The organism is Micromonospora sp. CA-269861 (assembly GCF_050948505.1).
Lineage (GTDB): Bacteria > Actinomycetota > Actinomycetes > Mycobacteriales > Micromonosporaceae > Micromonospora.
This window is the reverse complement of record NZ_CP192014.1, coordinates 6,323,928-6,347,588: the sequence shown is the minus strand read 5'-3', so window position 1 is coordinate 6,347,588 and position 23,661 is coordinate 6,323,928. Positions and strand designations below refer to the sequence as shown.

Annotated in this window: 37 protein-coding genes; 35 read left to right on the top strand and 2 right to left on the bottom strand. The window is 69.0% G+C overall.

The annotated features are described in order from the left end of the window. Positions 1-9: 9 nt before the first annotated feature. From rplC to truA, 32 genes are all read left to right on the top strand, one after another. Entirely contained in the window at positions 10-675 is a 666-nt protein-coding gene (rplC, locus tag ACQP0U_RS29145) for a 50S ribosomal protein L3 (protein ID WP_030329888.1), read from the top strand. After that, positions 672-1,322: a 50S ribosomal protein L4 gene (gene rplD / locus ACQP0U_RS29140; protein ID WP_030489587.1), complete on the top strand. Its 651-nt coding sequence runs from the start codon at positions 672-674 to the stop codon at positions 1,320-1,322. The genes rplC and rplD overlap by 4 nt, the downstream gene beginning before the upstream one ends. After that, the gene (gene rplW, locus ACQP0U_RS29135) at positions 1,319-1,621 is read left to right on the top strand and encodes a 50S ribosomal protein L23 (RefSeq protein ID WP_007465304.1); all 303 of its coding nucleotides are present in this window, start codon (positions 1,319-1,321) and stop codon (positions 1,619-1,621) included. The genes rplD and rplW overlap by 4 nt, the downstream gene beginning before the upstream one ends. Before the next feature lie 12 nt (positions 1,622-1,633). Beyond that, positions 1,634-2,473, top strand: coding sequence for a 50S ribosomal protein L2 (gene rplB / locus ACQP0U_RS29130; RefSeq protein ID WP_030329891.1), 840 nt, complete (start codon positions 1,634-1,636; stop codon positions 2,471-2,473). A 12-nt stretch (positions 2,474-2,485) separates the two neighbouring features. Then, complete coding sequence (gene rpsS, locus ACQP0U_RS29125) at positions 2,486-2,767, top strand: 30S ribosomal protein S19 (protein ID WP_007465299.1); 282 nt, start codon at positions 2,486-2,488, stop codon at positions 2,765-2,767. Positions 2,768-2,808: 41 nt separating this feature from the next. Next, on the top strand, positions 2,809-3,267 hold the full coding sequence (gene rplV / locus ACQP0U_RS29120) for a 50S ribosomal protein L22 (RefSeq protein WP_007465297.1): 459 nt from the start codon (positions 2,809-2,811) through the stop codon (positions 3,265-3,267). Next, a complete protein-coding gene (gene rpsC, locus ACQP0U_RS29115) occupies positions 3,267-4,136 on the top strand; it encodes a 30S ribosomal protein S3 (RefSeq protein WP_091402401.1) in 870 nt (289 codons plus the stop codon). Before rplV ends, rpsC begins: the two co-directional genes overlap by 1 nt. A gap of 3 nt (positions 4,137-4,139) precedes the next feature. Next, a complete protein-coding gene (gene rplP, locus ACQP0U_RS29110; protein ID WP_053653940.1) occupies positions 4,140-4,565 on the top strand; it encodes a 50S ribosomal protein L16 in 426 nt (141 codons plus the stop codon). Next, entirely contained in the window at positions 4,565-4,801 is a 237-nt protein-coding gene (gene rpmC, locus ACQP0U_RS29105; RefSeq protein ID WP_007465283.1) for a 50S ribosomal protein L29, read from the top strand. The genes rplP and rpmC overlap by 1 nt, the downstream gene beginning before the upstream one ends. After that, the gene (rpsQ, locus tag ACQP0U_RS29100; RefSeq protein WP_030489590.1) at positions 4,798-5,076 is read left to right on the top strand and encodes a 30S ribosomal protein S17; all 279 of its coding nucleotides are present in this window, start codon (positions 4,798-4,800) and stop codon (positions 5,074-5,076) included. Before rpmC ends, rpsQ begins: the two co-directional genes overlap by 4 nt. 93 nt (positions 5,077-5,169) lie before the next feature. Continuing rightward, complete coding sequence (rplN, locus tag ACQP0U_RS29095; RefSeq protein ID WP_023358185.1) at positions 5,170-5,538, top strand: 50S ribosomal protein L14; 369 nt, start codon at positions 5,170-5,172, stop codon at positions 5,536-5,538. Then, positions 5,535-5,855, top strand: coding sequence for a 50S ribosomal protein L24 (gene rplX, locus ACQP0U_RS29090; RefSeq protein ID WP_030489591.1), 321 nt, complete (start codon positions 5,535-5,537; stop codon positions 5,853-5,855). The genes rplN and rplX overlap by 4 nt, the downstream gene beginning before the upstream one ends. Then, the gene (rplE, locus tag ACQP0U_RS29085) at positions 5,855-6,421 is read left to right on the top strand and encodes a 50S ribosomal protein L5 (RefSeq protein ID WP_433313230.1); all 567 of its coding nucleotides are present in this window, start codon (positions 5,855-5,857) and stop codon (positions 6,419-6,421) included. Before rplX ends, rplE begins: the two co-directional genes overlap by 1 nt. 1 nt (position 6,422) lies before the next feature. After that, a complete protein-coding gene (locus tag ACQP0U_RS29080; RefSeq protein ID WP_007465272.1) occupies positions 6,423-6,608 on the top strand; it encodes a type Z 30S ribosomal protein S14 in 186 nt (61 codons plus the stop codon). Positions 6,609-6,724: 116 nt separating this feature from the next. Then, positions 6,725-7,132, top strand: coding sequence for a 30S ribosomal protein S8 (rpsH, locus tag ACQP0U_RS29075; RefSeq protein WP_007465270.1), 408 nt, complete (start codon positions 6,725-6,727; stop codon positions 7,130-7,132). A gap of 16 nt (positions 7,133-7,148) precedes the next feature. After that, positions 7,149-7,691 (top strand): 50S ribosomal protein L6, encoded by a 543-nt coding sequence (gene rplF / locus ACQP0U_RS29070; protein ID WP_124860508.1) that lies wholly within the window; start codon positions 7,149-7,151, stop codon positions 7,689-7,691. Further along, a complete protein-coding gene (gene rplR / locus ACQP0U_RS29065) occupies positions 7,688-8,077 on the top strand; it encodes a 50S ribosomal protein L18 (RefSeq protein ID WP_091402381.1) in 390 nt (129 codons plus the stop codon). Before rplF ends, rplR begins: the two co-directional genes overlap by 4 nt. A 33-nt stretch (positions 8,078-8,110) precedes the next feature. Next, on the top strand, positions 8,111-8,725 hold the full coding sequence (gene rpsE / locus ACQP0U_RS29060; protein ID WP_074314587.1) for a 30S ribosomal protein S5: 615 nt from the start codon (positions 8,111-8,113) through the stop codon (positions 8,723-8,725). Continuing rightward, positions 8,725-8,907 (top strand): 50S ribosomal protein L30, encoded by a 183-nt coding sequence (rpmD, locus tag ACQP0U_RS29055; RefSeq protein ID WP_007465262.1) that lies wholly within the window; start codon positions 8,725-8,727, stop codon positions 8,905-8,907. The genes rpsE and rpmD overlap by 1 nt, the downstream gene beginning before the upstream one ends. Continuing rightward, the gene (rplO, locus tag ACQP0U_RS29050) at positions 8,907-9,350 is read left to right on the top strand and encodes a 50S ribosomal protein L15 (protein WP_030329906.1); all 444 of its coding nucleotides are present in this window, start codon (positions 8,907-8,909) and stop codon (positions 9,348-9,350) included. The genes rpmD and rplO overlap by 1 nt, the downstream gene beginning before the upstream one ends. Positions 9,351-9,582: 232 nt before the next feature. After that, on the top strand, positions 9,583-10,911 hold the full coding sequence (secY, locus tag ACQP0U_RS29045; RefSeq protein WP_210820364.1) for a preprotein translocase subunit SecY: 1,329 nt from the start codon (positions 9,583-9,585) through the stop codon (positions 10,909-10,911). Further along, on the top strand, positions 10,912-11,565 hold the full coding sequence (locus tag ACQP0U_RS29040; protein ID WP_088950228.1) for an adenylate kinase: 654 nt from the start codon (positions 10,912-10,914) through the stop codon (positions 11,563-11,565). A gap of 87 nt (positions 11,566-11,652) precedes the next feature. Then, positions 11,653-12,504: a type I methionyl aminopeptidase gene (gene map, locus ACQP0U_RS29035; RefSeq protein WP_357279159.1), complete on the top strand. Its 852-nt coding sequence runs from the start codon at positions 11,653-11,655 to the stop codon at positions 12,502-12,504. A 155-nt stretch (positions 12,505-12,659) separates the two neighbouring features. Beyond that, entirely contained in the window at positions 12,660-13,211 is a 552-nt protein-coding gene (locus ACQP0U_RS29030; RefSeq protein WP_433313226.1) for a DUF1707 SHOCT-like domain-containing protein, read from the top strand. Positions 13,212-13,588: 377 nt separating this feature from the next. After that, positions 13,589-13,810 (top strand): translation initiation factor IF-1, encoded by a 222-nt coding sequence (infA, locus tag ACQP0U_RS29025; RefSeq protein ID WP_007073013.1) that lies wholly within the window; start codon positions 13,589-13,591, stop codon positions 13,808-13,810. 91 nt (positions 13,811-13,901) lie between these two features. Continuing rightward, positions 13,902-14,015 (top strand): 50S ribosomal protein L36, encoded by a 114-nt coding sequence (gene rpmJ, locus ACQP0U_RS29020; protein ID WP_043965539.1) that lies wholly within the window; start codon positions 13,902-13,904, stop codon positions 14,013-14,015. A gap of 266 nt (positions 14,016-14,281) precedes the next feature. Continuing rightward, positions 14,282-14,662, top strand: a complete 381-nt coding sequence (gene rpsM, locus ACQP0U_RS29015; RefSeq protein ID WP_030329917.1) for a 30S ribosomal protein S13 — start codon at positions 14,282-14,284, stop codon at positions 14,660-14,662. A gap of 87 nt (positions 14,663-14,749) precedes the next feature. Then, complete coding sequence (gene rpsK / locus ACQP0U_RS29010; protein ID WP_007073011.1) at positions 14,750-15,157, top strand: 30S ribosomal protein S11; 408 nt, start codon at positions 14,750-14,752, stop codon at positions 15,155-15,157. A 13-nt stretch (positions 15,158-15,170) separates the two neighbouring features. Beyond that, positions 15,171-15,797 carry a 30S ribosomal protein S4 gene (rpsD, locus tag ACQP0U_RS29005; protein WP_030489600.1) on the top strand — a complete coding sequence of 209 codons (627 nt, stop codon included), beginning with the start codon at positions 15,171-15,173 and terminating at the stop codon, positions 15,795-15,797. A 98-nt stretch (positions 15,798-15,895) separates the two neighbouring features. Next, a complete protein-coding gene (locus ACQP0U_RS29000) occupies positions 15,896-16,918 on the top strand; it encodes a DNA-directed RNA polymerase subunit alpha (protein WP_007465227.1) in 1,023 nt (340 codons plus the stop codon). A gap of 34 nt (positions 16,919-16,952) precedes the next feature. Continuing rightward, positions 16,953-17,510, top strand: a complete 558-nt coding sequence (rplQ, locus tag ACQP0U_RS28995) for a 50S ribosomal protein L17 (RefSeq protein WP_053653920.1) — start codon at positions 16,953-16,955, stop codon at positions 17,508-17,510. A gap of 68 nt (positions 17,511-17,578) precedes the next feature. Further along, positions 17,579-18,409: a tRNA pseudouridine(38-40) synthase TruA gene (gene truA / locus ACQP0U_RS28990; protein WP_433313222.1), complete on the top strand. Its 831-nt coding sequence runs from the start codon at positions 17,579-17,581 to the stop codon at positions 18,407-18,409. A 12-nt stretch (positions 18,410-18,421) separates the two neighbouring features. Here truA and ACQP0U_RS28985 read toward each other — a convergent pair whose 3' ends face one another. After that, a complete protein-coding gene (locus ACQP0U_RS28985) occupies positions 18,422-19,498 on the bottom strand; it encodes a hypothetical protein (RefSeq protein WP_433313219.1) in 1,077 nt (358 codons plus the stop codon). Positions 19,499-19,600: 102 nt separating this feature from the next. Here ACQP0U_RS28985 and ACQP0U_RS28980 point away from each other — a divergent pair, with 102 nt between their 5' ends. From ACQP0U_RS28980 to ACQP0U_RS28970, 3 genes are read left to right on the top strand one after another with little or no spacing between them, the layout of a single operon-like run. Further along, positions 19,601-20,206: a class I SAM-dependent methyltransferase gene (locus ACQP0U_RS28980; protein WP_433313217.1), complete on the top strand. Its 606-nt coding sequence runs from the start codon at positions 19,601-19,603 to the stop codon at positions 20,204-20,206. A gap of 41 nt (positions 20,207-20,247) precedes the next feature. Further along, positions 20,248-21,927 (top strand): ABC-F family ATP-binding cassette domain-containing protein, encoded by a 1,680-nt coding sequence (locus ACQP0U_RS28975; RefSeq protein WP_433313214.1) that lies wholly within the window; start codon positions 20,248-20,250, stop codon positions 21,925-21,927. Between the two features lie 36 nt (positions 21,928-21,963). Beyond that, complete coding sequence (locus tag ACQP0U_RS28970; protein ID WP_433313211.1) at positions 21,964-22,926, top strand: aldo/keto reductase; 963 nt, start codon at positions 21,964-21,966, stop codon at positions 22,924-22,926. A 74-nt stretch (positions 22,927-23,000) separates the two neighbouring features. Here ACQP0U_RS28970 and ACQP0U_RS28965 read toward each other — a convergent pair whose 3' ends face one another. Beyond that, a complete protein-coding gene (locus ACQP0U_RS28965) occupies positions 23,001-23,651 on the bottom strand; it encodes a hypothetical protein (protein ID WP_433313208.1) in 651 nt (216 codons plus the stop codon). Positions 23,652-23,661: the final 10 nt, after the last annotated feature.

Sequence of the window (23,661 nt, the reverse complement as noted above, 5' to 3'; positions counted from 1 at the left end):
ACCGGACAAATGGACAGGCAAGTCAAGGGGATCCTGGGCGCCAAGCTCGGCATGACCCAGGTCTGGGACAACAACCGTGTTGTTCCCGTGACCGTGGTCGAGGCCGGCCCGTGCGTCATCAGCCAGGTTCGTAGCGCCGAGAAGGACGGTTACTCAGCGGTCCAGCTGGCGTACGGCACCATCGACCCGCGCAAGGTCAAGAAGCCGATCAGCGGGCACTACGCCAAGGCGGACGTGGCGCCGCGCCGGCACATCGTCGAGCTGCGCACCACTGACGCTGGGGAATACTCGCTCGGCCAGGAAGTCACTGTCGAGGAGTTCCCGGCCGGCGTCACCATCGACGTCACCGGCAAGACCAAGGGCAAGGGCTACGCCGGCCCGATGAAGCGGCACGGCTTCCACGGTCTGCGCGCCAGCCACGGTGTCGAGCGGAAGCACCGCTCGCCCGGCTCCATCGGCGCCTGCGCCACTCCGGGTCGTGTCTTCAAGGGCACCCGGATGGCCGGCCGGATGGGTGGCGTGCGCTACACCGTGCAGAACCTCACCGTCCAGGCGGTCGACACCGAGAACAACCTGCTGCTCGTCCGGGGTGCCATTCCTGGTCCCAAGGGCGCGCTCGTTCTGGTCCGTACCGCGGCCAAGAGCAAGGTGAAGAAGGGCGGTGCGGCCAAGTGACCACCGTTGACGTGCGCACCGTCGAAGGCACCACCAGCGGCTCCGTTGAGCTGCCGGAGGACATCTTCGACGTGCAGGCCAACGTCGCGCTGATGCACCAGGTCGTGGTGGCCCAGCTCGCGGCGGCCCGACAGGGCACGCACAAGGCCAAGACCCGCGGCGAGGTCGCCGGTGGCGGCAAGAAGCCGTACAAGCAGAAGGGCACCGGTCGCGCCCGGCAGGGCTCGATCCGCGCGCCGCAGTTCGCCGGCGGTGGCGTCGTGCACGGTCCCGTGCCGCGCGACTACAGCCAGCGGACCCCGAAGAAGATGAAGGCCGCCGCTCTTCGCGGTGCCCTCTCCGACCGGGCCCGCGCCGGGCAGGTGCACGTCGTCGAGGCGTTCGTCTCGGGCGAGAAGCCGTCTACCAAGGCGGCCCTGGCCACGCTGACCAAGCTCACCGAGGCCCGTCGGGTCCTGGTCGTGCTGAGCAGCACGGACGAACTGAACTGGGTGTCGCTGCGCAACGAGCCGCGGGTGCACCTGATCGAGTCCGGCCAGCTGAACACGTACGACGTGCTCGTGGCTGACGACGTGGTCTTCACCAAGGACGCCCTGGACGAGTTCCTGGGCGTGCCCGCCGAGACCACCGAGGAGGGTGGCAAGTGAGCACGATCGCCGACCCGCGCGACATCATTGTGGCGCCGGTCGTCTCGGAGAAGAGCTACAGCGAGCTGAACCGGAACTGGTACACCTTCCTGGTGCACCCGGACGCGAACAAGACCGAGATCAAGATCGCTATCCAGCAGATCTTCAACGTCCGCGTCCTGACGGTCAACACGCTCAACCGCCAGGGTAAGCGCAAGCGCACCAAGACCGGCTTCGGTCAGCGCAAGGCGACCAAGCGGGCGATCGTGAAGCTGGCTGACGGTGACCGCATCGAGGCCTTCGGCGGCCCGGTCAGCTGAGGGGTGTAGACAATGGCTATCCGTAAGTACAAGCCGACGACGCCGGGCCGACGTGGCTCGAGTGTCGCTGACTTCGCCGAGATCACCCGGTCCACGCCGGAGAAGTCGCTGCTGGCTCCGTTGCCGAAGAAGGGCGGGCGTAACGCCCACGGCCGGATCACCACGCGGCACCACGGTGGCGGTCACAAGCGTCAGTACCGTCTGATCGACTTCAAGCGGGTCGACAAGGACGGCGTGCCGGCGAAGGTCGCTCACATCGAGTACGACCCGAACCGCACGGCGCGCATCGCGCTGCTGCACTACGCCGACGGCGAGAAGCGGTACATCATCGCGCCGAAGGACATGAAGCAGGGCGACCGCGTCGAGTCCGGTCCGGGCGCCGACATCAAGCCGGGTAACAACCTGCCTCTGCGCAACATCCCGGTCGGTACCACGATCCACAACGTGGAGCTGCGTCCGGGCGGCGGGGCCAAGCTGGCCCGTTCCGCAGGCGTCGGCATCCAGCTGCTCGGCCGCGAGGGCGCGTACGCGACCCTGCGTATGCCGTCCGGTGAGATCCGGCGTGTGGACGTGCGCTGCCGCGCCAGCATCGGCGAGATCGGCAACGCCGACCAGTCGAACATCAACTGGGGCAAGGCCGGCCGGATGCGGTGGAAGGGCAAGCGCCCGACCGTCCGTGGTGTCGCCATGAACCCGGTCGACCACCCGCACGGTGGTGGTGAGGGTAAGACCTCCGGTGGTCGCCACCCGGTCAACCCGCAGGGTAAGCCCGAGGGCCGCACCCGCCGTAAGGGCCAGCCGAGTGACCGGCTGATCGTCCGCCGCCGCTACGCCACGCGTAAGCGCGGCTGAGGGAGATAAGACATGCCTCGCAGCCTGAAGAAGGGCCCGTTCGTAGACGACCACCTGCTCAAGAAGGTGGAAGTTCAGAACGACAAGGGCTCCAAGAACGTGATCAAGACCTGGTCGCGGCGCTCGACGATCATCCCGGAGATGCTGGGGCACACGATCGCCGTGCATGACGGACGCAAGCACGTCCCGGTGTTCGTGACCGAGGCGATGGTCGGGCACAAGCTCGGCGAGTTCGCGCTGACCCGCACGTTCAAGGGTCACGAGAAGGACGACCGGAAGAGCCGTCGGCGCTGACGCCGCGGGCATACGGATAGAGGGAACAAGGGGTTACAGCGATGCCAGGAAAGGGCGACGCTCCGGTGCTTCCGGGCGCGCGGGCGGTTGCGCGGCACGTGCGCATCTCGCCGATGAAGGCGCGCCGGGTGGTCAACCTCGTCCGCGGCCTGCCCGCGAAGGAGGCGCTCACGGTGCTGCAGTTCGCGCCGCAGGCTGCGAGCGAGCAGGTGTACAAGGTGCTCGCTAGCGCGATCGCCAACGCGGAGAACAACGAGCGGCTGGACCCCGACGCGCTGCTCGTCAGCGAGGCCTTCGTGGACGAGGGCCCGACGATGAAGCGGTTCCAGCCGCGGGCGCAGGGTCGGGCGTACCGAATCCGCAAGCGCACCTGCCACATCACTGTGGCGGTCGAAGCGGTCGCGCCGGCAGCGCCGAGGAAGGCCGCGGCGAAGAAGGCCGCCCCGGCCACGGAGGCCGCACCGGCCGAAGCGCAGAGCAAGACGGAGGACGCCGAGTAATGGGTCAGAAGGTTCACCCCACTGGGTTCCGGCTCGGCATCTCGACCGACTGGAAGTCCCGCTGGTTCGCGGACAAGCTCTACAAGGACTACATCGGCGAGGATGTCAAGATCCGCCGCATGATGTCCAAGGGCCTCGAGCGTGCCGGGATTTCCAAGGTCGACATCGAGCGCACCCGCGACCGGGTCCGGGTCGACATCCACACCGCCCGGCCGGGCATCGTCATCGGCCGTAAGGGTGCGGAGGCCGACCGGATCCGCGGCGAGCTTGAGAAGCTCACCGGCAAGCAGGTTCAGCTGAACATCATCGAGGTGAAGAACCCCGAGTCGGACGCTCAGCTGGTCGCGCAGGGCGTGGCCGAGCAGCTGTCCAGCCGGGTCAGCTTCCGTCGGGCGATGCGCAAGGCCATGCAGTCGGCGATGAAGAACCCGGTCTGCAAGGGCATCCGGGTTCAGGTTTCGGGTCGCCTCGGCGGCGCCGAGATGAGCCGGACCGAGTTCTACCGTGAGGGCCGGGTTCCGCTGCACACGCTGCGGGCCAACATCGAGTACGGCTTCTTCGAGGCCCGTACCACGTTCGGCCGGATCGGTGTGAAGGTCTGGATCTACAAGGGCGACGCCGTCCCGGGCCGGGAGGCTCCGGCCGAGGCCGGTCCGTCCCGCCCGCGTCGTGGTGAGCGCGGCGACCGTCCCGAGCGTCCGCGCCGTGGCCGGTCGGGTTCGTCCGGCACCACGGCTGGTGGCACCGAGGCCGGTCGGGCTGCTGCGACCACCATCGCGCAGCAGGCCGAGACGCCGAGCGGCGAGCCGGTCGACAGCGCAGCTGTCGCCGCCACTGCTGCTCCGGCAGAAACGCAGCAGGAGGGCTGACAGATGCTGATGCCGCGCAAGCCCCCGAAGGGCTTCCGCAAGCCGCACCACCCGGACCGCAGTGGCGCGTCCAAGGGTGGTAACCGGGTGGTGTTCGGCGAGTTCGGGATCCAGGCTCTCGAGCCGGCGTACGTGACGAACCGACAGATCGAGTCGGCACGTATCGCGATGACTCGCCACATCAAGCGTGGTGGCAAGGTCTGGATCACGATCTTCCCGGACCAGGCCCTCACCAAGAAGCCTGCCGAGACCCGGATGGGTTCCGGTAAGGGTTCGCCCGAGTGGTGGGTCGCCAACGTCAAGCCGGGGCGGGTTCTCTTCGAGATGTCCTTCCCCAACGAGCAGACCGCGCGAGAGGCCATGCGTCGCGCGATCCACAAGCTCCCGATGAAGTGCCGCATTGTTACGCGCGAAGTGGGTGAATCCTGATGGCAGCGGGCGTTAAGGCGACCGAGCTGCGTGAGCTCTCCGAAGAGGAGCTGGTCACGAAGCTGCGGGAGGCCAAGGCGGAGCTGTTCAACCTCCGCGTGCAGGCCGCAACCGGGCAGCTGGACAACAACCGGCGGCTGCAGGTCATCCGTCGGGAGATCGCCCGGATCTACACGATCATGCGTGAGCGCGAGCTGGGGCTCTCGGCCGCGCCGACTGAGGTGACTGCATCATGACCGAAGAGACCGCCACCGCCGCCGCGCGGTCGCGCCGCAAGGTCCGCGAGGGCCTGGTGATCAGCGACAAGATGGACAAGACCGTCGTTGTCGAGGTCGAGGACCGGGTTCGGCACGCGCTGTACGGCAAGATCATGCGCCGTACGGCCAAGCTGAAGGTGCACGACGAGCAGAACGCCGCTGGCACCGGTGACCGGGTTCTCATCATGGAGACCCGGCCGCTGAGCGCCACCAAGCGTTGGCGGATCGTGGAGATCCTGGAAAAGGCCAAGTAGCGAAGGCTCGAGCCCGGCGTTGCGTCGGGCGTAGGTTCCGCCAGGCTCCGGCCGCTACGGCGGCCGGAGAACCGGCAGACATAGGAGATAGACGTGATTCAGCAGGAGTCGCGACTGCGCGTCGCCGACAACACGGGTGCTCGGGAGATCCTGTGCATCCGGGTTCTCGGTGGCTCGGGTCGGCGCTACGCGAGCATCGGCGACGTCATCGTGGCCACGGTCAAGGACGCGATCCCGGGTGCCGGTGTGAAGAAGGGCGACGTCGTCAAGGCGGTCATCGTTCGCACGGCCAAGGAGAGGCGCCGGCCGGACGGCTCGTACATCCGCTTCGACGAGAACGCCGCCGTCATCATCAAGGACGGCGGGGACCCGCGTGGAACCCGCATCTTCGGCCCGGTGGGCCGGGAGCTGCGGGACAAGCGGTTCATGAAGATTATTTCCCTCGCGCCGGAGGTGTTGTGACCGTGAAGGTCAAGAAGGGCGACACGGTCGTCATCATCGCCGGCAAGGACAAGGGTGCCAAGGGCAAGGTCATTGCGGCCTACCCGCGGCAGGACAAGGTCCTGGTCGAGGGCGTGAACCGGGTCAAGAAGCACACTCGAATCAGCACCACCCAGCGTGGCGCCAAGACCGGCGGCATCGTCACTCAGGAGGCCCCGATCCACGTCTCGAACGTGCAGGTCCTGGACTCCGACGGCAAGCCGACCCGTGTCGGTTACCGGTTCGACGACAACGGCCAGAAGGTCCGCATCGCGCGTAGCACCGGTAAGGACCTGTGATGACCACGGCTACCGAAAAGACCCTGCCGCGCCTCAAGGAGCGGTACCGCAACGAGATCGTGGGCCAGCTGCGCGAGCAGAACAGCTACGGCAACCCCATGCAGGTGCCGCGGCTGGTCAAGATCGTCGTCAACATGGGTGTCGGCGAGGCTGCTCGCGACGCCAAGCTGATCGACGGTGCGGTCCGCGACCTCGCCACGATCACCGGCCAGAAGCCGCAGGTGCGGCGGGCGACCAAGTCCATCGCGCAGTTCAAGCTCCGCGAGGGCATGCCGATCGGCGCGAAGGTCACCCTTCGTGGCGACCGGATGTGGGAGTTCATGGACCGGCTGCTCTCCATCGCGCTGCCGCGTATCCGCGACTTCCGCGGCCTGGACGGGCGCAAGCTGGACGGGCACGGCAACTACACGTTCGGTCTGACCGAGCAGTCTGTGTTCCACGAGATCGACCAGGACCGGATCGATCGCCAGCGGGGCATGGACATCACGGTGGTCACCACCGCCACGACCGACGACGAGGGCCGGGCGCTGCTCAAGCTCCTGGGCTTCCCGTTCAAGGAGAACTGAGATGGCCAAGAAGGCGCTGATCATCAAGGCGGCCGCGAAGCCGAAGTTCTCGGTTCGCGCGTACACCCGCTGCCAGCGGTGCGGGCGTCCGAAGGCGGTCTACCGCAAGTTCGGGCTCTGCCGGGTCTGCATCCGGGAGATGGCTCACCGCGGTGAGCTGCCGGGCGTGTCCAAGGCTTCCTGGTAAGGGCGACCGCGTCCCGGCCGTCGGCCGGGAACTCCTGCACCGATTAGGTATTGCTCTTCGCCGTAGGCCCGGGGCTGATGCTCCGGGAACCCCGGCGAGAAAGGCTGACGAAATCCATGACGATGACCGACCCGATCGCAGACATGCTCACGCGTCTGCGTAACGCCAACCAGGCGTACCACGATCAGGTGAAGATGCCCTACTCCAAGATCAAGGCGAACATCGCCGAGGTCTTGAAGGCCGAGGGTTACATCGCCACCTGGTCGGTCGAGGAGCCCGAGGAGGGCGCCGTCGGCAAGCGACTGGTCGTCGAGCTGAAGTACGGCCAGAACCGCGAGCGGAGCCTGGCCGGCATCAAGCGCGTGTCCAAGCCCGGTCTCCGGGTGTACGCCAAGTCGGACGGGCTCCCGCGGGTGCTCGGTGGGCTGGGCGTGGCGATCATTTCGACGTCCCAGGGGCTGCTGACCGACCGGCAGGCCCGCAAGCGGAGTGTTGGCGGGGAAGTCCTCGCCTTCGTCTGGTAACGGGAGACTGGTAGAAATGTCGCGAATTGGACGTAAGTCGATCCCGGTACCAGCCGGCGTCGACATCACGATCGACGGGCAGACCGTCAAGGTCAAGGGCCCCAAGGGCCAGCTCCAACACACCCTCGCCGAGCCGATCACGATCGAGCGGGCCGAGGATGGGCAGCTGAGCGTCAACCGGCCGAACGACGAGCGCAAGGCCAAGGAACTCCACGGCCTGAGCCGTACGCTGGTTGCGAACATGATCGTCGGGGTCACCGAGGGCTACCGCAAGAGCCTGGAGATCGCCGGCACCGGTTACCGGGTCACCGCCAAGGGTTCGGACCTCGAGTTCGCGCTCGGGTTCTCGCACCCGGTGGTCGTCCCCGCCCCGGCGGGCATCACCTTCACGGTGGAGCGGCCGACCCTGTTCCACGTGGCTGGCATCGACAAGCAGCAGGTCGGTGAGGTCGCCGCCAACATCCGGAAGATCCGCCCGCCGGAGCCCTACAAGGGCAAGGGCGTCAAGTACCAGGGCGAGGTCATCCGCCGCAAGGCTGGAAAGGCAGGTAAGAAGTGAGCGCCACGCTGCTCAAGCGCCGCCGCGGTGTCGCCGCCAAGCGCGCCGTTGGGCGTGCGCGTCGACACTTCCGCGTCCGCAAGAACGTCAGCGGTACGGCCGAGCGTCCGCGCCTGGTCGTCACCCGCTCCCTGCGGCACATGGTCGCCCAGGTCGTCGACGACACCAAGGGTCACACCCTGGCGTCGGCGTCGACCCTGGACGCCTCGCTGCGCGGTGCGGAGGGCGACAAGAGCGCCCTGGCCGGCAAGGTGGGCGCGCTGCTCGCCGAGCGGGCCAAGGCCGCCGGCGTCTCCAAGGTCGTCTTCGACCGCGGTGGCAACCGGTACGCGGGGCGAGTCGCCGCGCTTGCCGACGCCGCCCGCGAAGCCGGGCTCGAGTTCTAACAACCCCGTCACGAGAGAGAAGGAAGGCTGCTGATGCCAGGTCAACAGCGCCGTGGCGGCGGGTCCGGTGGCAACGAGGGTGGTCGCCGCGACAACCGCCGTGAGGGCGGCCGCGGAAACGCGCCCGTCGAGAAGACCCCGCACCTTGAGCGGGTCGTCGCGATCAACCGCGTCGCCAAGGTCGTGAAGGGTGGTCGTCGCTTCAGCTTCACCGCCCTGGTGATCGTGGGCGACGGCGACGGCACGGTCGGCGTGGGCTACGGAAAGGCCAAGGAGGTGCCCGCGGCCATCGCCAAGGGTGTCGAGGAGGCCAAGAAGCACTTCTTCAAGGTTCCGCGGATCGGTCAGTCGATCCCGCACCCGGTGACGGGTGAGGACGCCGCTGGTGTGGTGCTGCTCAAGCCGGCCTCGGCCGGTACGGGTGTCATCGCCGGTGGCCCGGTGCGCGCCGTGCTGGAGTGCGCCGGGATCCACGACGTGCTCTCCAAGAGCCTCGGCTCGTCGAACCCGATCAACATCGTGCACGCCACCGTGGCGGCCCTGAAGGGGCTTGAGTCCCCCGAGCAGGTCGCGGCGCGTCGTGGTCTGCCGGTGGAGGACGTCGCGCCGGCCGCCATGCTGGCGTCGCGTGCGGGGGTGGCGCACTGATGGCACGCCTGAAGGTCACCCAGCTCCGGTCCGGTATCGGGACCAAGCACAACCAGCGTGAGTCGCTGCGTTCGCTCGGTCTCAAGCGGATCAACGACGTGGTGGTCAAGGAGGACCGGCCCGAGATCCGCGGCATGATCTTCACTGTGAGCCACCTCGTGAAGGTCGAGGAGGTCGAGTAATGACGATCAAGGTGCATCACCTGCGCCCGGCGCCCGGTTCCAAGACCGCGAAGACCCGTGTGGGTCGCGGTGAGGGTTCCAAGGGCAAGACCGCTGGTCGCGGTACCAAGGGTTCCAAGGCCCGCAAGAACATCTCGGCGGCGTTCGAGGGTGGGCAGATGCCCATCCACATGCGCCTGCCGAAGATGAAGGGCTTCAAGAACAAGTTCAAGGTGGTCTTCCAGGTGGTCAACCTGGACCGACTCGCTGAGCTGTTCCCGAACGGTGGTCAGGTCGGCCCGCTGGAGCTCGTCGAGTCCGGCGCGGTCCGCAAGGGTCACCCGGTCAAGGTCCTCGGCACCGGGGATCTCGGCGGTGTGGCGCTCCAGGTGTCTGCGCACGCGTTCAGTGCGTCGGCCAAGGAGAAGATCGCCGCCGCCGGTGGCTCCGTCACCGAGCTGTAAGGCCTACGACCATGGCGCCCGTCCAGTTGTGAGCAACTGGCGGGCGCCATGGTCTGCCTGGGGCCTGAGCGCCCGGTAACATCGGAATCGATTTATGTAGTCGGGCGCATCTGCCCGGACCGGGGTGAGGCTGTTAGAGTCCCATCCCAGCCATGGATTGCGGGCACTCGCCCGTGATCCACCCCGACCCGCCAGGGATCACCGGCGGCCCGCCTCGCGCAGGAGGAAGAAGTTGCTGTCCGCCTTTCTCAGTGCGTTCCGTACGCCTGACCTGCGCAAGAAGCTGCTGTTCACAGTAGGCATCATCGCGGTCTACCGGCTGGGTGCAACGCTCCCCAGCCCGGGCGTCTCGTACGGCAACGTGCAGAAGTGCCTCGACACCATCCAGGGTGACACCACCGGGGTGGTGAACCTTCTCAACCTCTTCTCCGGCGGAGCGCTGCTCCAGCTCTCGGTCTTCGCGCTGGGCATCATGCCCTACATCACCGCGTCGATCATCCTGCAGCTGCTGACCGTCGTGATCCCCCGCCTGGAGCAGCTCCGCAAGGAGGGCCAGGCAGGTCAGGCGAAGATCACCCAGTACACGCGCTACCTGACCCTCGGTCTCGGTGTGCTGCAGGCCTCGGCGTTCGTGGCCCTGGCCCGCTCGGGCCAGCTGTTCCAGAACCGCTGCGACCAGTTCCCGATCATCCCGACCGGCACCGGCATCCCGGACTGGCTGACCCTGGCCATCCTCGTGATGACGATGACCGCCGGCACCGGCATGGTCATGTGGCTCGGTGAGCTGATCACCGACCGCGGCGTCGGCAACGGCATGTCCGTCCTGATCTTCACCTCGATCGCGGCGCGACTGCCCAGCGAGGGTTGGCAGATCAAGACCAGCAAGGGCTGGGACATGTTCGCCCTGGTCATCGCGCTGGTCCTGGTGGTCATCACCGCTGTCACCTTCATCGAGCAGGCGCAGCGCCGCATCCCGGTGCAGTACGCCAAGCGGATGATCGGCCGGCGGATGTACGGCGGCACCTCGACCTACATCCCGCTCAAGGTCAACCAGGCGGGTGTGATCCCTGTCATCTTCGGGTCGTCGCTGCTCTACCTGCCGCAGTTGGCGCTGCAGTTCTTCGACCAGACCGACCCGGGCAAGACCCAGTCGTGGATCCAGAACAACCTGGTCAACCCGAGCAGCCCGATCTACATCGCGGTCTACTTCCTGCTGATCATCTTCTTTACGTACTTCTACGTCTCGATCACGTTCAACCCGACCGAGGTCGCGGACAACATGAAGAAGTACGGCGGGTTCGTGCCGGGCATCCGCCCGGGCAAGCCGACCGCCGACTACCTGGACTTCATCCTCAGCCGGATCACCCTGCCGGGCGCGCTCTACCTCGGCGTCATCTCGATCCTGCCGAACTTCTTCTTCATCTGGCTGGACAACCAGCAGTACCAGAACTTCCCGTTCGGCGGCACCGCTGTGCTCATCATGGTCGGCGTCGGTCTGGAGACCGTGAAGCAGATCGAGAGCCAACTCATGCAGCGGAACTACGAAGGGTTCCTGCGGTAGATGAGACTCGTTCTGGTTGGCCCGCCGGGCGCGGGCAAGGGCACGCAGGCCGAGTTCATCGCCGCGCACCTCTCGGTGCCGAAGATTTCGACCGGAGACATCTTCCGGTCGAACGTCACCCAGGGCACGCCGCTCGGTGTCGAGGCGAAGCGGTACATGGACGCGGGCGAGCTGGTTCCGGACGAGGTCACCATCAACATGGTCCGGGACCGGCTGGCCGAGCCCGACGCCAGCGAGGGTTTTCTGCTCGACGGCTTCCCGCGGACGACTCCGCAGGCGGCCGCTCTGGACAAGCTCCTCGCCGATCTGGGCACCGCCCTGGATCTGGTCCTGGAGCTGGTCGTCGACGACGACGAGGTGATTCGGCGGCTCTCCGGTCGGCGTACCTGCCGGGGTTGCGGCAAGATCTGGCACGTCGAGTTCGACGCCACCACCCGGCCCGGCATCTGTGACAGGTGTGGCGCCGAGCTGTTCCAGCGTGACGACGACAAGCCGGAGACGATCGCCACGCGGCTTCGCGAGTACAGCGAGAAGACCGCACCCCTGGTCGACTACTACGGCGCCCAGGGCAAGCTGGTCGGGATCGACGCCACCGGCCCGGTGGAGGACGTCACCACCCGGGCCATCGACGCGTTGCGGTCGTACGGCGGCTGAGGTCCGGCCGGGCCACGGCGGATAGAGTGCGAACAGCGGGGTGCGCGTTATGTGCCCCGCTGTTCGGCAACGAAAGGTAACCGCTCCATGCGTCGTCCCCAGCTGGACATCCAGCTGAAGACCCCTGACCAGATCGAGAAGATGCGGGCCGCCGGGCTGGTGGTGGCCGAGGCGCTTCGCCGGATGCGGGAGGCTGTTGCCCCCGGCGTGAGCACGGCCGATCTGGACGCCATCGCCGAGGCGACCATCCGCGAGGCGGGTGGCGTCCCGTCGTTCAAGGGCTACCACGGTTTTCCGGCGTCGATCTGCTCCTCGGTCAACGAGCAGATCGTGCACGCCATCCCGTCGCCGAAGCAGGTGCTGCAGGCCGGTGACCTGATCTCCATCGACTGCGGCGCGGTGCTGGACGGGTGGCACGGCGACTCCGCGATCACGGTGGGGGTCGGCGACGTCGACCCGGCGCTGCTGAGGATGGCCGAGGTCGCCGAGGACGCGATGTGGGCCGGCATCGCCGCCGCCGCGCGCGGCGCGGCCAGTGGCAAGGGCCGCCTCACCGACATCTCGCACGCCGTGGAGACCGCTGTCCGCAAGGGCGGCCGGTACGGCATCGTCGACGGCTACGGCGGGCACGGCATCGGCACCGAGATGCACCAGGACCCGCACGTGCTCAACCACGGTCGGCCGGGCAAGGGCCCGCGACTGGTCCCCGGAATGGCGCTGGCCATCGAGCCGATGATCACCATGGCGTCCCCGCGTACCGCCGAGTTGGCCGACGGGTGGACGGTCGTCACCCGGGACGGCTCGGTGGCCGCGCACGTCGAGCACTCGATGGCCCTGCTGCCGGACGGGGTCTGGGTGCTCACCGCGTTCGACGGTGGCCGCGCCCGCCTGGGCGACCTGGTAACGGCACGCCAACCAGCAGCCACCAAAACCCCCTAACCCCACCCCCGACCCACGTCGGCCCAATCGGGCCGCATCCCCCGGTCGATCATGAAGTTATTGCCCTGACACGCCGGTGCGGCTGGCAACAACTTCATGATCGACCGAGGTTGGGGGTCGGGCGGGACTGGCGCGACGGTGGCATGCTTGCCGACATGGACGGGCGCGACGGGATGCGAGCCGCTGATTCGGACCGTGCGGCGGTGGCCGACCGGTTGCGGGTCGCCCTCGACGAGGGTCGGCTGGATCTGCACGAGTACGACGAGCGGTTGCAGCGGGCCTACGCGGCACGCACGTACGCCGACCTTGAGGCCCTGCTCACTGACCTGCCGCCGGTGACGCCTGCGCAGCGGTCGGGCCTGGCACCGGCCGCCGGGTCGGCGGTGAGCCTGCCGGGTGACCAGTTCGATCAGGCCCCCACCAGGGGGGTCGCCGCCCGCTGGTTGGCTGAGGTGTGGTTCCCGTACCTGCAGGTGATCCCTATCGTGGTGGCCATCTGGGCGGTGACGTCGCTGCTCAGCCAGGATCTGCTCTACTTCTGGCCGGGCTGGGTGGCGGGGCCGTGGGGCGCGGTGCTGGTGGTCCGCACGGTCACGGGGTTGGCCGGGGGAGAGCCCCAGCGCCAGGCCGTCAAGCGCCAGCGCCGCCGGGAGCGCAAGCAGGCAAAGCGCGCCGCCAAATCAGACAACCCCCCAACAACCCCCTGAACAACCCCAACCCCCCGACCCCCGCCCCCCAACCCCAACCCCCGACCCCCGCCCCCCGGCCCAGGCCCCGACCCCCGCCGTTGATCATGAAGTTATTGCCGCCGGCTCCGGCGTGTCGTGACAACAACTTCATGATCAACGGCGCTGGGAATGGGGCCGTTGGGGTTGCCGCACTGCGGGGTGGGTGGTCGGTTTGGCGGCGGACTGCAGGCGGGCGTACACTTTCAGATCGGCGCACAGCGTCCACTCCGGCATGCCCACCCTGCGCTTCGGTGGGAGCTGGAGCCGCGGCTGGCGCGGGCTTCTGATTCTGATCAGATTTCCGTGTAAGACGTTGTGGGCCGCCCGGAGCAATCGACGTCAGGACAGCGGAGGACATGCCGAAAAAAGACGGAGCCATTGAGATCGAGGGTCGGGTCATCGAGCCCCTGCCGAACGCCATGTTCCGGGTGGAGCTCGCGAACGGCCACAAGGTGTTGGCTCACATCAGCGGCAAGATGCGGCAGCACTACATCCGCATCCTTCCGGAGGACCGGGTCGTCGTCGAACTTTCGCCGTACGACCTGACCCGCGGGCGCATCGTCTACCGCTACAAGTAGTCCTGACGACGGCCGGGAAGTCCCGTGTCCGTCTTCGACGTCCGGTGTCGCGCATGGCGCGTCCCCGGGCCAGATGGGAAGTAAGGCAACCGTGAAGGTCAAGCCGAGCGTCAAGAGGATCTGCAACAAGTGCCGGGTTATCCGCCGGCACGGCCGGGTCATGGTCATCTGCAGCGACCCGCGCCACAAGCAGCGCCAGGGCTGACTCAGCCCGTCCGGCCGGAACTCGGCCGGGTGGCGTTGGTCCAGGCAGATCCGCAGCGACACACACATCACACATGCTCGTCCCAGCCACGAGCGGTACGCCAGACGTACCTCTGCGTGGCTGACCCCCGGTCGGAGGCCGGGGCCCGCTCGGGCAGCGACCGATCCCGGTCGCCGGCGCTCAACGCGTCGGAAAGACGGGACGGCCGGTAGCGGGGTGGGACGGGTCCACACCTCCGCCACACATCACGAGGAGTACGCCCGCACATGGCACGTCTAGTCGGCGTGGATCTCCCCCGCGAAAAGCGGTTGGAAATCGCGCTCACCTACATCTTCGGGGTCGGTCGCACCCGCGCCCTGGAGACACTCGCCGCCACCGGCATCTCGCCGGACAAGCGCGCTCGGGACCTCACGGACGAGGAGCTCGTGCAGCTCCGCGACCACATCGAGGGCAACTACAAGGTTGAAGGCGACCTGCGCCGCGAGGTCGCCGCTGACATCCGCCGCAAGGTTGAGATCGGCTGCTACGCCGGCATCCGGCACCGCCGGGGCCTGCCCGTGCGTGGCCAGCGGACCAAGACCAACGCACGGACCCGCAAGGGCCCGAAGCGGACCGTCGCCGGCAAGAAGAAGCCCGGCAAGAAGTAGTTCTTAACCGGATGACGGGGTCGGCCACCACCGAGGTGGGTCAGGCCGCAACCCAATCCGGAAAGTCAACTAGGAGCGCACAGACTTATGCCACCGAAGGCTCGTGCCGGAGCCGCTGTAAAGAAGGTCCGGCGCAAGGAACGCAAGAACGTCGCCCACGGGCAGGCGCACATCAAGAGCACGTTCAACAACACCATCGTGTCCATCACGGACCCGACCGGTGCGGTCATCTCCTGGGCCTCCGCCGGCCAGGTCGGCTTCAAGGGCTCCCGCAAGTCGACTCCGTTCGCCGCGCAGCTGGCCGCCGAGGCTGCCGCGCGTCGCGCCATGGAGCACGGCATGCGCAAGGTCGACGTGTTCGTCAAGGGTCCCGGCTCCGGCCGGGAGACCGCCATCCGTTCGCTGCAGGCAGTGGGCCTCGAGGTCGGGCAGATCTCCGACGTCACCCCGCAGCCGCACAACGGGTGCCGTCCGCCGAAGCGTCGCCGGGTCTGAGAGGTAGAGAGAGATGGCTCGTTACACCGGTGCAGACTGCCGCCGTTGCCGGCGGGAGAAGATGAAGCTGTTCCTCAAGGGCAGCAAGTGCGATGGTCCGAAGTGCCCGTTCGAGTCCCGGCCGTTCCCGCCCGGGCAGCACGGCCGTGGCCGTACCAAGGAGACGGAGTACCTGCTCCAGCTCCGTGAGAAGCAGAAGGCCCGCCGGGTTTACGGCGTGCTGGAGAAGCAGTTCCGCGGTTACTACGAGGAAGCCGTTGGCAAGCAGGCGAAGACCGGTGAGGTCCTCCTGCAGATCCTCGAGTCGCGGCTGGACAACGTCGTTTACCGGGCCGGCTACGCCCACTCGCGGGACATGGCCCGCCAGCTGGTCAAGCACGGTCACTTCACGGTGAACGGCAAGAAGGTCGACATCCCGTCGTACCGCGTCAAGGAGCACGACATCATCGAGGTTCGGGGCAAGAGCAAGGAGCTCACCCCGTTCATCGTCGCGCAGGCTCAGGCCGGCTCGAAGACGGTTCCGGCGTGGCTTGAGGCCATCCCGAGCCAGATGAAGGTGCTCGTGCACTCCCTCCCGGCCCGGCAGGTCATCGACACGCAGGTCCAGGAGCAGTTGATCGTCGAGCTCTACTCCAAGTAGTCCGAGCTCGTTCGGTGGCCCGCCCTTCGGGGCGGGCCACCGGAACAGTTTGTGTCGTGGGCGTCAAATAGCGGGCGTCCCGGAAGAGAAGAGAAAAGATGCTCATCAGCCAGCGACCCTCCCTCTCCGAGGAGTCGATCAACGAGACCCGGTCGCGGTTCGCCATCGAGCCGCTCGAGCCGGGCTTCGGCTACACCCTGGGCAACTCGCTGCGGCGCACGCTGCTGTCGTCGATCCCGGGCGCGGCCGTCACCTCGATCAAGATCGACGGTGTGCTGCACGAGTTCACCACGATCCCCGGTGTCAAGGAGGACGTGGTCGAGCTCGTCATGAACATCAAGGAGCTGTGCGTCAGCTCCGAGCACGACGAGCCGGTCAGCATGTACCTGCGCAAGCAGGGCCCGGGCGACGTGACCGCGGGCGACATCCAGCCGCCGGCCGGCGTCTCGGTGCACAACCCGGATCTCAAGCTCGCCACCCTGAACGGCAAGGGCCGGCTCGACATGGAGCTGACCGTCGAGCGGGGCCGGGGCTACGTGACGGCGGCGCAGAACAAGCAGTCCGGCGCCGAGATCGGCCGGATCCCGGTCGACTCGATCTACTCGCCGGTGCTGAAGGTGACCTACCGCGTCGAGGCGACCCGTGTCGAGCAGCGCACCGACTTCGACCGGCTGATCATCGACGTCGAGACCAAGCCGTCGATGGGCCCGCGTACCGCGCTGGCCTCCGCCGGTTCGACGCTCGTGGAGCTGTTCGGGCTCGCCCGGGAGCTGGACGAGACCGCCGAGGGCATCGACATCGGGCCGTCCCCGCAGGACGCCCAGCTGGCGGCGGACCTTGCCCTGCCGATCGAGGAGCTGGACCTCACCGTCCGCTCCTACAACTGCCTCAAGCGCGAGGGCATCAACTCCGTTGGTGAGCTCATCGGGCGTACCGAGGCCGACCTCCTCGACATTCGCAACTTCGGTCAGAAGTCGATCGACGAGGTCAAGATGAAGCTCGCCGGGATGGGTCTCGGGCTGAAGGACTCGGCTCCGAACTTCGACCCGGCGCACGTCGTGGACACCTTCGGCGAGGCCGACTACGACACCGACGACTACCGCGAGACCGAGCAGCTCTAGTCCGCGCTGCCGCCACAACTGAGGAGCACCAAAAATGCCCACGCCCACCAAGGGCCCCCGCCTCGGCGGCAGCCCCTCGCACGAGCGGCTGATGCTGGCCAACCTGGCGACCGCGCTGTTCCAGCACGGCAAGATCCAGACCACCGAGACGAAGGCCCGGCGGCTGCGCCCGCTGGCCGAGCAGCTCATCACCAAGGCCAAGCGCGGTGACCTCGCCTCGCGGCGGCGGGTGCTGGGTGTCGTCAAGGACAAGGACGTGGTCTACGCCCTGTTCGACCAGATCGCGCCCCGGTACTCCAACCGCCCCGGCGGTTACACCCGGATCGTGAAGACCGGTCCGCGCAAGGGTGACAACGCGCCGATGGCCATCATCGAGCTGGTGGAGGAGCTTCAGGTCGCCGAGCCGAAGGTGAACAAGAAGACCGCCGCCCGCAAGGCCGCGCAGCAGGACAAGGTCGAGGCGCTCGCCCCGGCCGACGAGGCCCCGAAGTCGGCTCCGGCCGACCAGGACTCCGAGGCGCCGGTGTCGGCGTCCGGTGACACCGACGCCGCCCGCGAGGACAGCGACGAGGCCACCGAGAACAAGGCCTGATCAAGGGCATTGTCGGGCCCGGCACCCCATCGGGGGTGCCGGGCCCGACCCGTAACAGGAGGTACGAGGTGGACGAGCGGATCCGGCTACGGCTGGACGTCTCGTACGATGGCACCGACTTCTCCGGCTGGGCTGCCCAGCCGACCCGGCGCACCGTGGCGGGGGTGCTCGTCGAGACCCTGGACCTGGTCCTCGGCGCCGGTACGGCGACCGGGCTGACGGTGGCCGGGCGGACCGACGCGGGGGTGCACGCCACGGGGCAGGTGTGCCACCTGGACGTGCCGGTGGACGTGTGGCGACAGCACGAGGGACGGCTGCTGCGTCGCCTGGCCCGGCTGCTCCCCACCGACGTGCGCGTACGGGCGATGACCGAGGTGCCGGCCGACTTCGACGCCCGGTTCTCGGCCACCTTCCGACGCTACGAGTACCGGGTCACCGACGCGCCCTTCGGTGCGGAGCCGCTGCGCCGGCACGAGGTGCTGGCCTGGCCGAAGCCGTTGGACCTGGCCGCGCTGAACGCCGCCGCGACCGGGCTGGTGGGGGAGCACGACTTCGCCGCGTACTGCCGGCGCAAGGAGCACGCGACCACGCTGCGCGAGGTGACCCGGCTGGACTGGCGTCGGGACCCGGACGGCATCCTGGTCGCCACAGTGCAGGCCGACGCGTTCTGCCAGGCGATGGTGCGCAGCCTGGTGGGGGCCATGCTGGTGGCCGGGGACGGCCGCCGCCCGGTGGAGTGGCCGGGCGGGCTGCTGACCCAGCGGGAGCGGTCCAGCGAGGTGACAGTGGCGCCCGCGCACGGGCTGACCCTGGTCGCCGTCGGCTACCCGGCCGATCCGGCCGAGTACGCCCACCGCGCCACCCTCACCCGCCGGCTGCGGGTCCCGATCGAGGGCTGACCGTCCGCGGGGTCAGTTGCCTGGCAGATCGCCCTGGTTGGCGTTGCTGCCGGTCGGTGCCGCCGTGGGTTGTGCGGCGGTGCCACCGTCGGCCCGGCTCTGCAGCACTCCCCGGCTGAGGTGCAGCTCGATCATGTCGAACAGGATCTCGCGGACCTTGGCGTCACCCGCCTTGACCGCCGCCCCGTCCTTGCGGACCACGAGCGCGTACGCCAGGTAGTGGCCACGTACCTGCCAGCCGACGCGTGCCGGAGCGCTGGCCAGGACATCGGTGCCGTCGCTGTCTCCGGCGGTGAGGCCACGGAAGCGGCCCTGCCGCTCGTCGAGCAGTTGCCGGAGCCGGTCCCGGGCTCGTTCCGCGCTGACCTTGTCGGTGAGGTTGAACAGGCCGGCGGTGACCAGGTGACCGCCGTCGGGCGTACTCAGCGTGGCCCGGACGACCTGGTTGCAGCCGAGCCGGACCAGCAGGTCGGCGACCTCGTCGGTGGCGGCGACGGCGCAACTGCCGCTGGACTGGGTCTTGAGCACCTGGTAGCTCGGCTGGCCGTCGGTGAGCTTCAGCTCCTTGCCGGGGAAGAGTTCCTTTGCGGTGAGCGGGGCCTGGTCGGTGTCCCGGGAGTCGAGCGCCAGCCGTTCCGCCGCTGCCGAGGTCGGGGCGGCGTTCGGCTGGTACGTCGGGTTGCTCTGCGGTTGACCGTTCCGGTCGTTGAGCAGCGCGGCGGCACCGAGGCCGCAGAGGGCGAGGAGCACCAGGACGGCCGCGCCGCCGATCAGTACCTGCCACAGTCGGCCGCCGCCGCGCCGAGCCGGCGGCTCCACAGGCGTCGCCGAGGTGTAGATCTGGCTGCGAGGCGGGGCGGGCGGGATGTCGGCACGGGTCGGCGCGGGCTGCGGCACGTTGGCGCGGGTCGGCCCGGGCTGCGACGAGGGCAGTGAGAGCTGGTTCGGCCGGGGCAGCGACGGCGTGGGGAAGCGTGACGGAGAGGGCCCGGCCGGCGGGGGCGGACCGGCGCCGAGCACCGACAGGTCGGACCCGGGCTCCGGGTACTCCTCGAAAGCGTCCTCATCGGACTGGTACCGATACACCATGTCGCCCAGAGTAGGAGTCATTGTCCCTTTAGGGGGTAATTTCGGGTAAATGTACGCGTGGGCCGTGTCAGGTGGGCCCCGGGCCGGTGCGAGAATTGCCGCGTGACCGGCGACCACTACTTCACCGCTCAGCCGACCAGCGACGCCCCGGCGCGCGAGGTCGAGTTCTCCGTCGCCGACCGCGACTACCGGCTCGCCTCGGCCGGCGGGGTCTTCTCCGCCAGCCGACTCGACCCGGGCACCGCGGTGCTGCTGCGCAAGGCCGAGCTGCCCGCCGCCGACACCGCCGGCGACCTGCTCGACCTCGGCTGCGGGTTCGGGCCGATCAGCTGCGTGCTGGCCGACCTCGCGCCCACGAGCACCGTCTGGGCCGTCGACGTCAACGCCCGGGCGCGCGAGCTGACCGCCGTCAACGCGGCCCGGATCGGCGCGGTCGACAGGGTCCGGGTCAGCGCACCGGACGACGTTCCGGAGGGCGTCCGCTTCGCGCAGCTCTGGTCGAACCCACCCATCCGGATCGGCAAGGACGGGCTGCACGACCTGCTGCTGCGCTGGCTGCCGCGACTCGCCCCGGACGGCGTCGGCTGGTTGGTCGTCGCCCGGCACCTCGGTGGCGACTCGCTCCAACACTGGCTCACCGAGCAGAGCTGGCAGGTCGAGCGGTACGCCAGCCAAAAGGGCTTCCGGGTGCTGCGCGTCACCCGGTAATTGGATATACCCCCCGACCCTCACTGGGGCAGGATCCCGGCGTGGGATACGTGGACGTGGCAGGGGTCGGGCACATCCTGCCCGACGGTCGGGAACTCTTCGCCGATGTGTCGTTCCGGGTCGGCGAGGGCAGCAAGGTCGCCCTGGTCGGGCCGAACGGCGCGGGGAAGACGACGCTGCTGAGGATGGTCGCCGGTGACCTGCCGGTACGCAGCGGCGTCGTCGCGCGCGCCGGCGGGCTGGGCGTGATGCGCCAGTTCATCGGCATGATCGGCGACGAGTCGACCCTCGCCGACCTGGCGTTGTCACTGGCACCGCCGGCACTGCGCGACGCCGGCCGGCGGCTCGGCGAGACCGAGGCGGCCATGCGGGCGGCCGAGGCCCACGGCAAGTTCAGCAACGCCGCGGGCAAGGCCCAACTGGCGTACGCCGATGCGCTCGGCGCCTGGGGCGAGGCCGGCGGGTACGACGCCGAGGTGCTCTTCGACACCGTCGCGACCATCGTGCTCGGCCAGCCCTGGGACGCCGTACGGGATCGACCCGTGCGCACCCTCTCCGGCGGCCAGCAGAAGCGCTTCGCCCTGGAGTTGCTGCTGCGTGGCCCGGACGAGGTGCTGCTGCTCGACGAACCTGACAACTTCCTCGACGTGCCCGGCAAACGCTGGCTGGAGGCGCGACTGCGCGAGTCGACGAAGTCGGTGCTCTACGTCTCGCACGACCGCGAGCTGCTGGCCCAGAGCGCCGACCGGGTGGTTGCCGTCGAGGGTGGCAGCGCCTGGGTGCACCCGGGCGGCTTCGCGAGCTGGCACTCCGCCCGGGTGGCTCGGCACGCCCGCCTCGACGAGCTGCGCCGGCGCTGGGACGAGGAGCACCAGAAGCTGCGCGAGCTGATGCTGATGTACAAGCAGAAGGCCGCGTACAACGACGGGTTGGCCTCGCGCTACCAGGCCGCGCAGACGCGGTTGCGCAAGTTCGAGGAGGCCGGGCCGCCGCCCGTACCGCCGAAGGACCAGGACATCCGGATGCGGCTCAGCGGCGGGCGGACCGGCAAGCGCGCGGTCGTGTGCGAGCAGCTGGAGCTCGACGGCCTGACCTTCCCCTTCGACCTGGAGATCTGGTACGGCGATCGGCTCGCGGTGCTCGGTGCCAACGGCACCGGCAAGTCGCACTTCCTGCGGCTGCTGGCCCGCGGCGGCACCGACCCGGACCCGGCGAACGGGCCGGTCGACGGCGCGGGCGCGCTCGCCCCGGTGGCGCACGACGGCACGGCCCGCCTCGGTGCCCGGGTCCGCCCCGGGCACTTCTCCCAGACCCACGACCGGCCGGAGCTGATGTCGAAGACGCTTGTCGAGATCCTCTGGCGGGGTGACGAGCATCGCACCGGGATGGACCGGCACGCGGCGATGGGAGTGCTCAGTCGCTACGAGTTGGCCGCGCAGGGCGACCAGCGCTTCGGCACGCTCTCCGGTGGGCAGCAGGCCCGGTTCCTGGTGCTGCTGCTGGAGTTGTCCGGGGCGACCCTGCTGCTGCTCGACGAGCCCACCGACAACCTCGACCTGGCCAGCGCCGAAGCCCTCGAAGCGGGGCTGAACGCCTTCGAGGGGACGGTGATCGCCGTCACCCACGACCGATGGTTCACCCGCTCGTTCGACCGGTTCGTGCTGTTCCGCGGCGACAGCGAGGTGGTGGAGACCCCGGAACCGGTCTGGGACGTCGGGTGAGCGGTCCCCGGCGACGGTGCGTCCGGCCGGCATAGGGTGGATCTCGTGACTCAAATGACCTATCGCCGGCTGGGCGACTCCGGGCTCGTGGTGTCCGTGGTCGGCATCGGCTGCAACAACTTCGGCCGCAAGCTGGACCTCGACGGCACCCGCGCGGTGGTGGACGCCGCCCTGGACGCCGGCATCACCCTGTTCGACACCGCCGACATCTACGGCGAGCCGCAGGGCGGCTCCGAGGAGCTGCTCGGGCAGGCGCTCAAGGGGCGCCGGGACGACGTGGTGGTGGCCACCAAGTTCGGCATGGATATGAACGGCCTCAACGGGCCAGACTTCGGGGCCCGCGGATCGCGGCGCTACATCGCCCGCGCGGTGGAGGCGTCGCTGCGCCGGCTCGGCACCGACCACATCGACCTGTACCAGATGCACGAGCCCGACCCGGGCACCCCGATCGACGAGACCCTCGCGGCCCTGGACGACCTGGTCCGTGACGGCAAGGTGCGCTACCTGGGCAACTCCAACTTCGCCGGCTGGCAGATCGCCGACGCGGACTGGGTCGCCTCGTCCAACGGCCGGTCCCGCTTCATCAGCGCGCAGAACCACTACAGCCTGGTGGAGCGGTCGGTGGAGGCCGAGGTGATCCCGGCATGTGAGCGGTTCGGCCTCGGCATGCTGCCGTTCTTCCCGCTCGCCAACGGTCTGCTCACCGGCAAGTACAAGCGCGAGGGTCAGCCGCCGGCCGGCAGCCGGCTCTCCGGTGGTGGCCGGTACGCGGAGCGGCTCGCCGCTGCCGACTGGGACACCATCGAGGCGATCGAGGCGTACGCGGCCGAGCGGGGTCTCACGATGCTCCAGGTGGCGATCGGCGGGCTGGCCGCCCAGCCGGCGGTGACCTCGGTGATCGCCGGTGCCACCACGCCCGAGCAGGTGCGTGCCAACGCCGCCGCCGGCACCTGGGAGCCCAGCGACGACGACCTGGCCGCGCTGCGCGCCATCCTCTGAGCCCAACGACACCGGGCCGGGCCGCTTGTCGCGGCCCGGCCCGGTCGTTGTTACTGCGCTTGAGCGCCTGTCGGTCAGTCGCTGCGGCGGCGGCCGAACAGCATGGCCACCCCCATCGCCGCGGCGACGAGCACGAGACCGGCCGCTGCGAACGGCCACCAGCCGGCGGCCCCGCCTGCCGCGTCCGCCGGCTTGGTCACCGCGACCGGCTCGGGCGCCGGCGGTGACTGCGCCGCCCTGGCCTGCACCGTGGCGGTGGCCTCGCTCTGCAGTGGAGCCGGGGACTTCACAGTCACCTTCCACTTGCCGGCGGAGAGCACCGGGCCGCTGCTGTAGAAGCCGTGCCCCTCAGGCTGCGGATCCAGCTGCACCGGCCCGATCCGCTGCCCGTCCGGGCCGGTGGCGGTGAGGACCAACCGCACCACCTGCTCCAGCCGGCGGCCATCGGTGTGGGTGGCCTGGATGGTGACGCCCTCGGCCCCGTCGCCGGCAACCGTGAGTTTGAGCTTGTCGGCCTGCGCAGCCCGAGCGGCCTGAGCCGCCCCGGCGGCCTGAGCGGCCTGAGCCGCCCCGGCGGCCTGAGCGGCCTGAGCCGCCCCGGCGGCCTGAGCGGCCTGAGCCGCCCCGGCGGCCTGAGCGGCCTGAGCCGCCGCCGGGGCGGCGGCGACCAGGGTCAGGGCCAGTCCGACGGACACGGCGGCCAACACCTTGCGGATACCCGTCACGGACATCTCC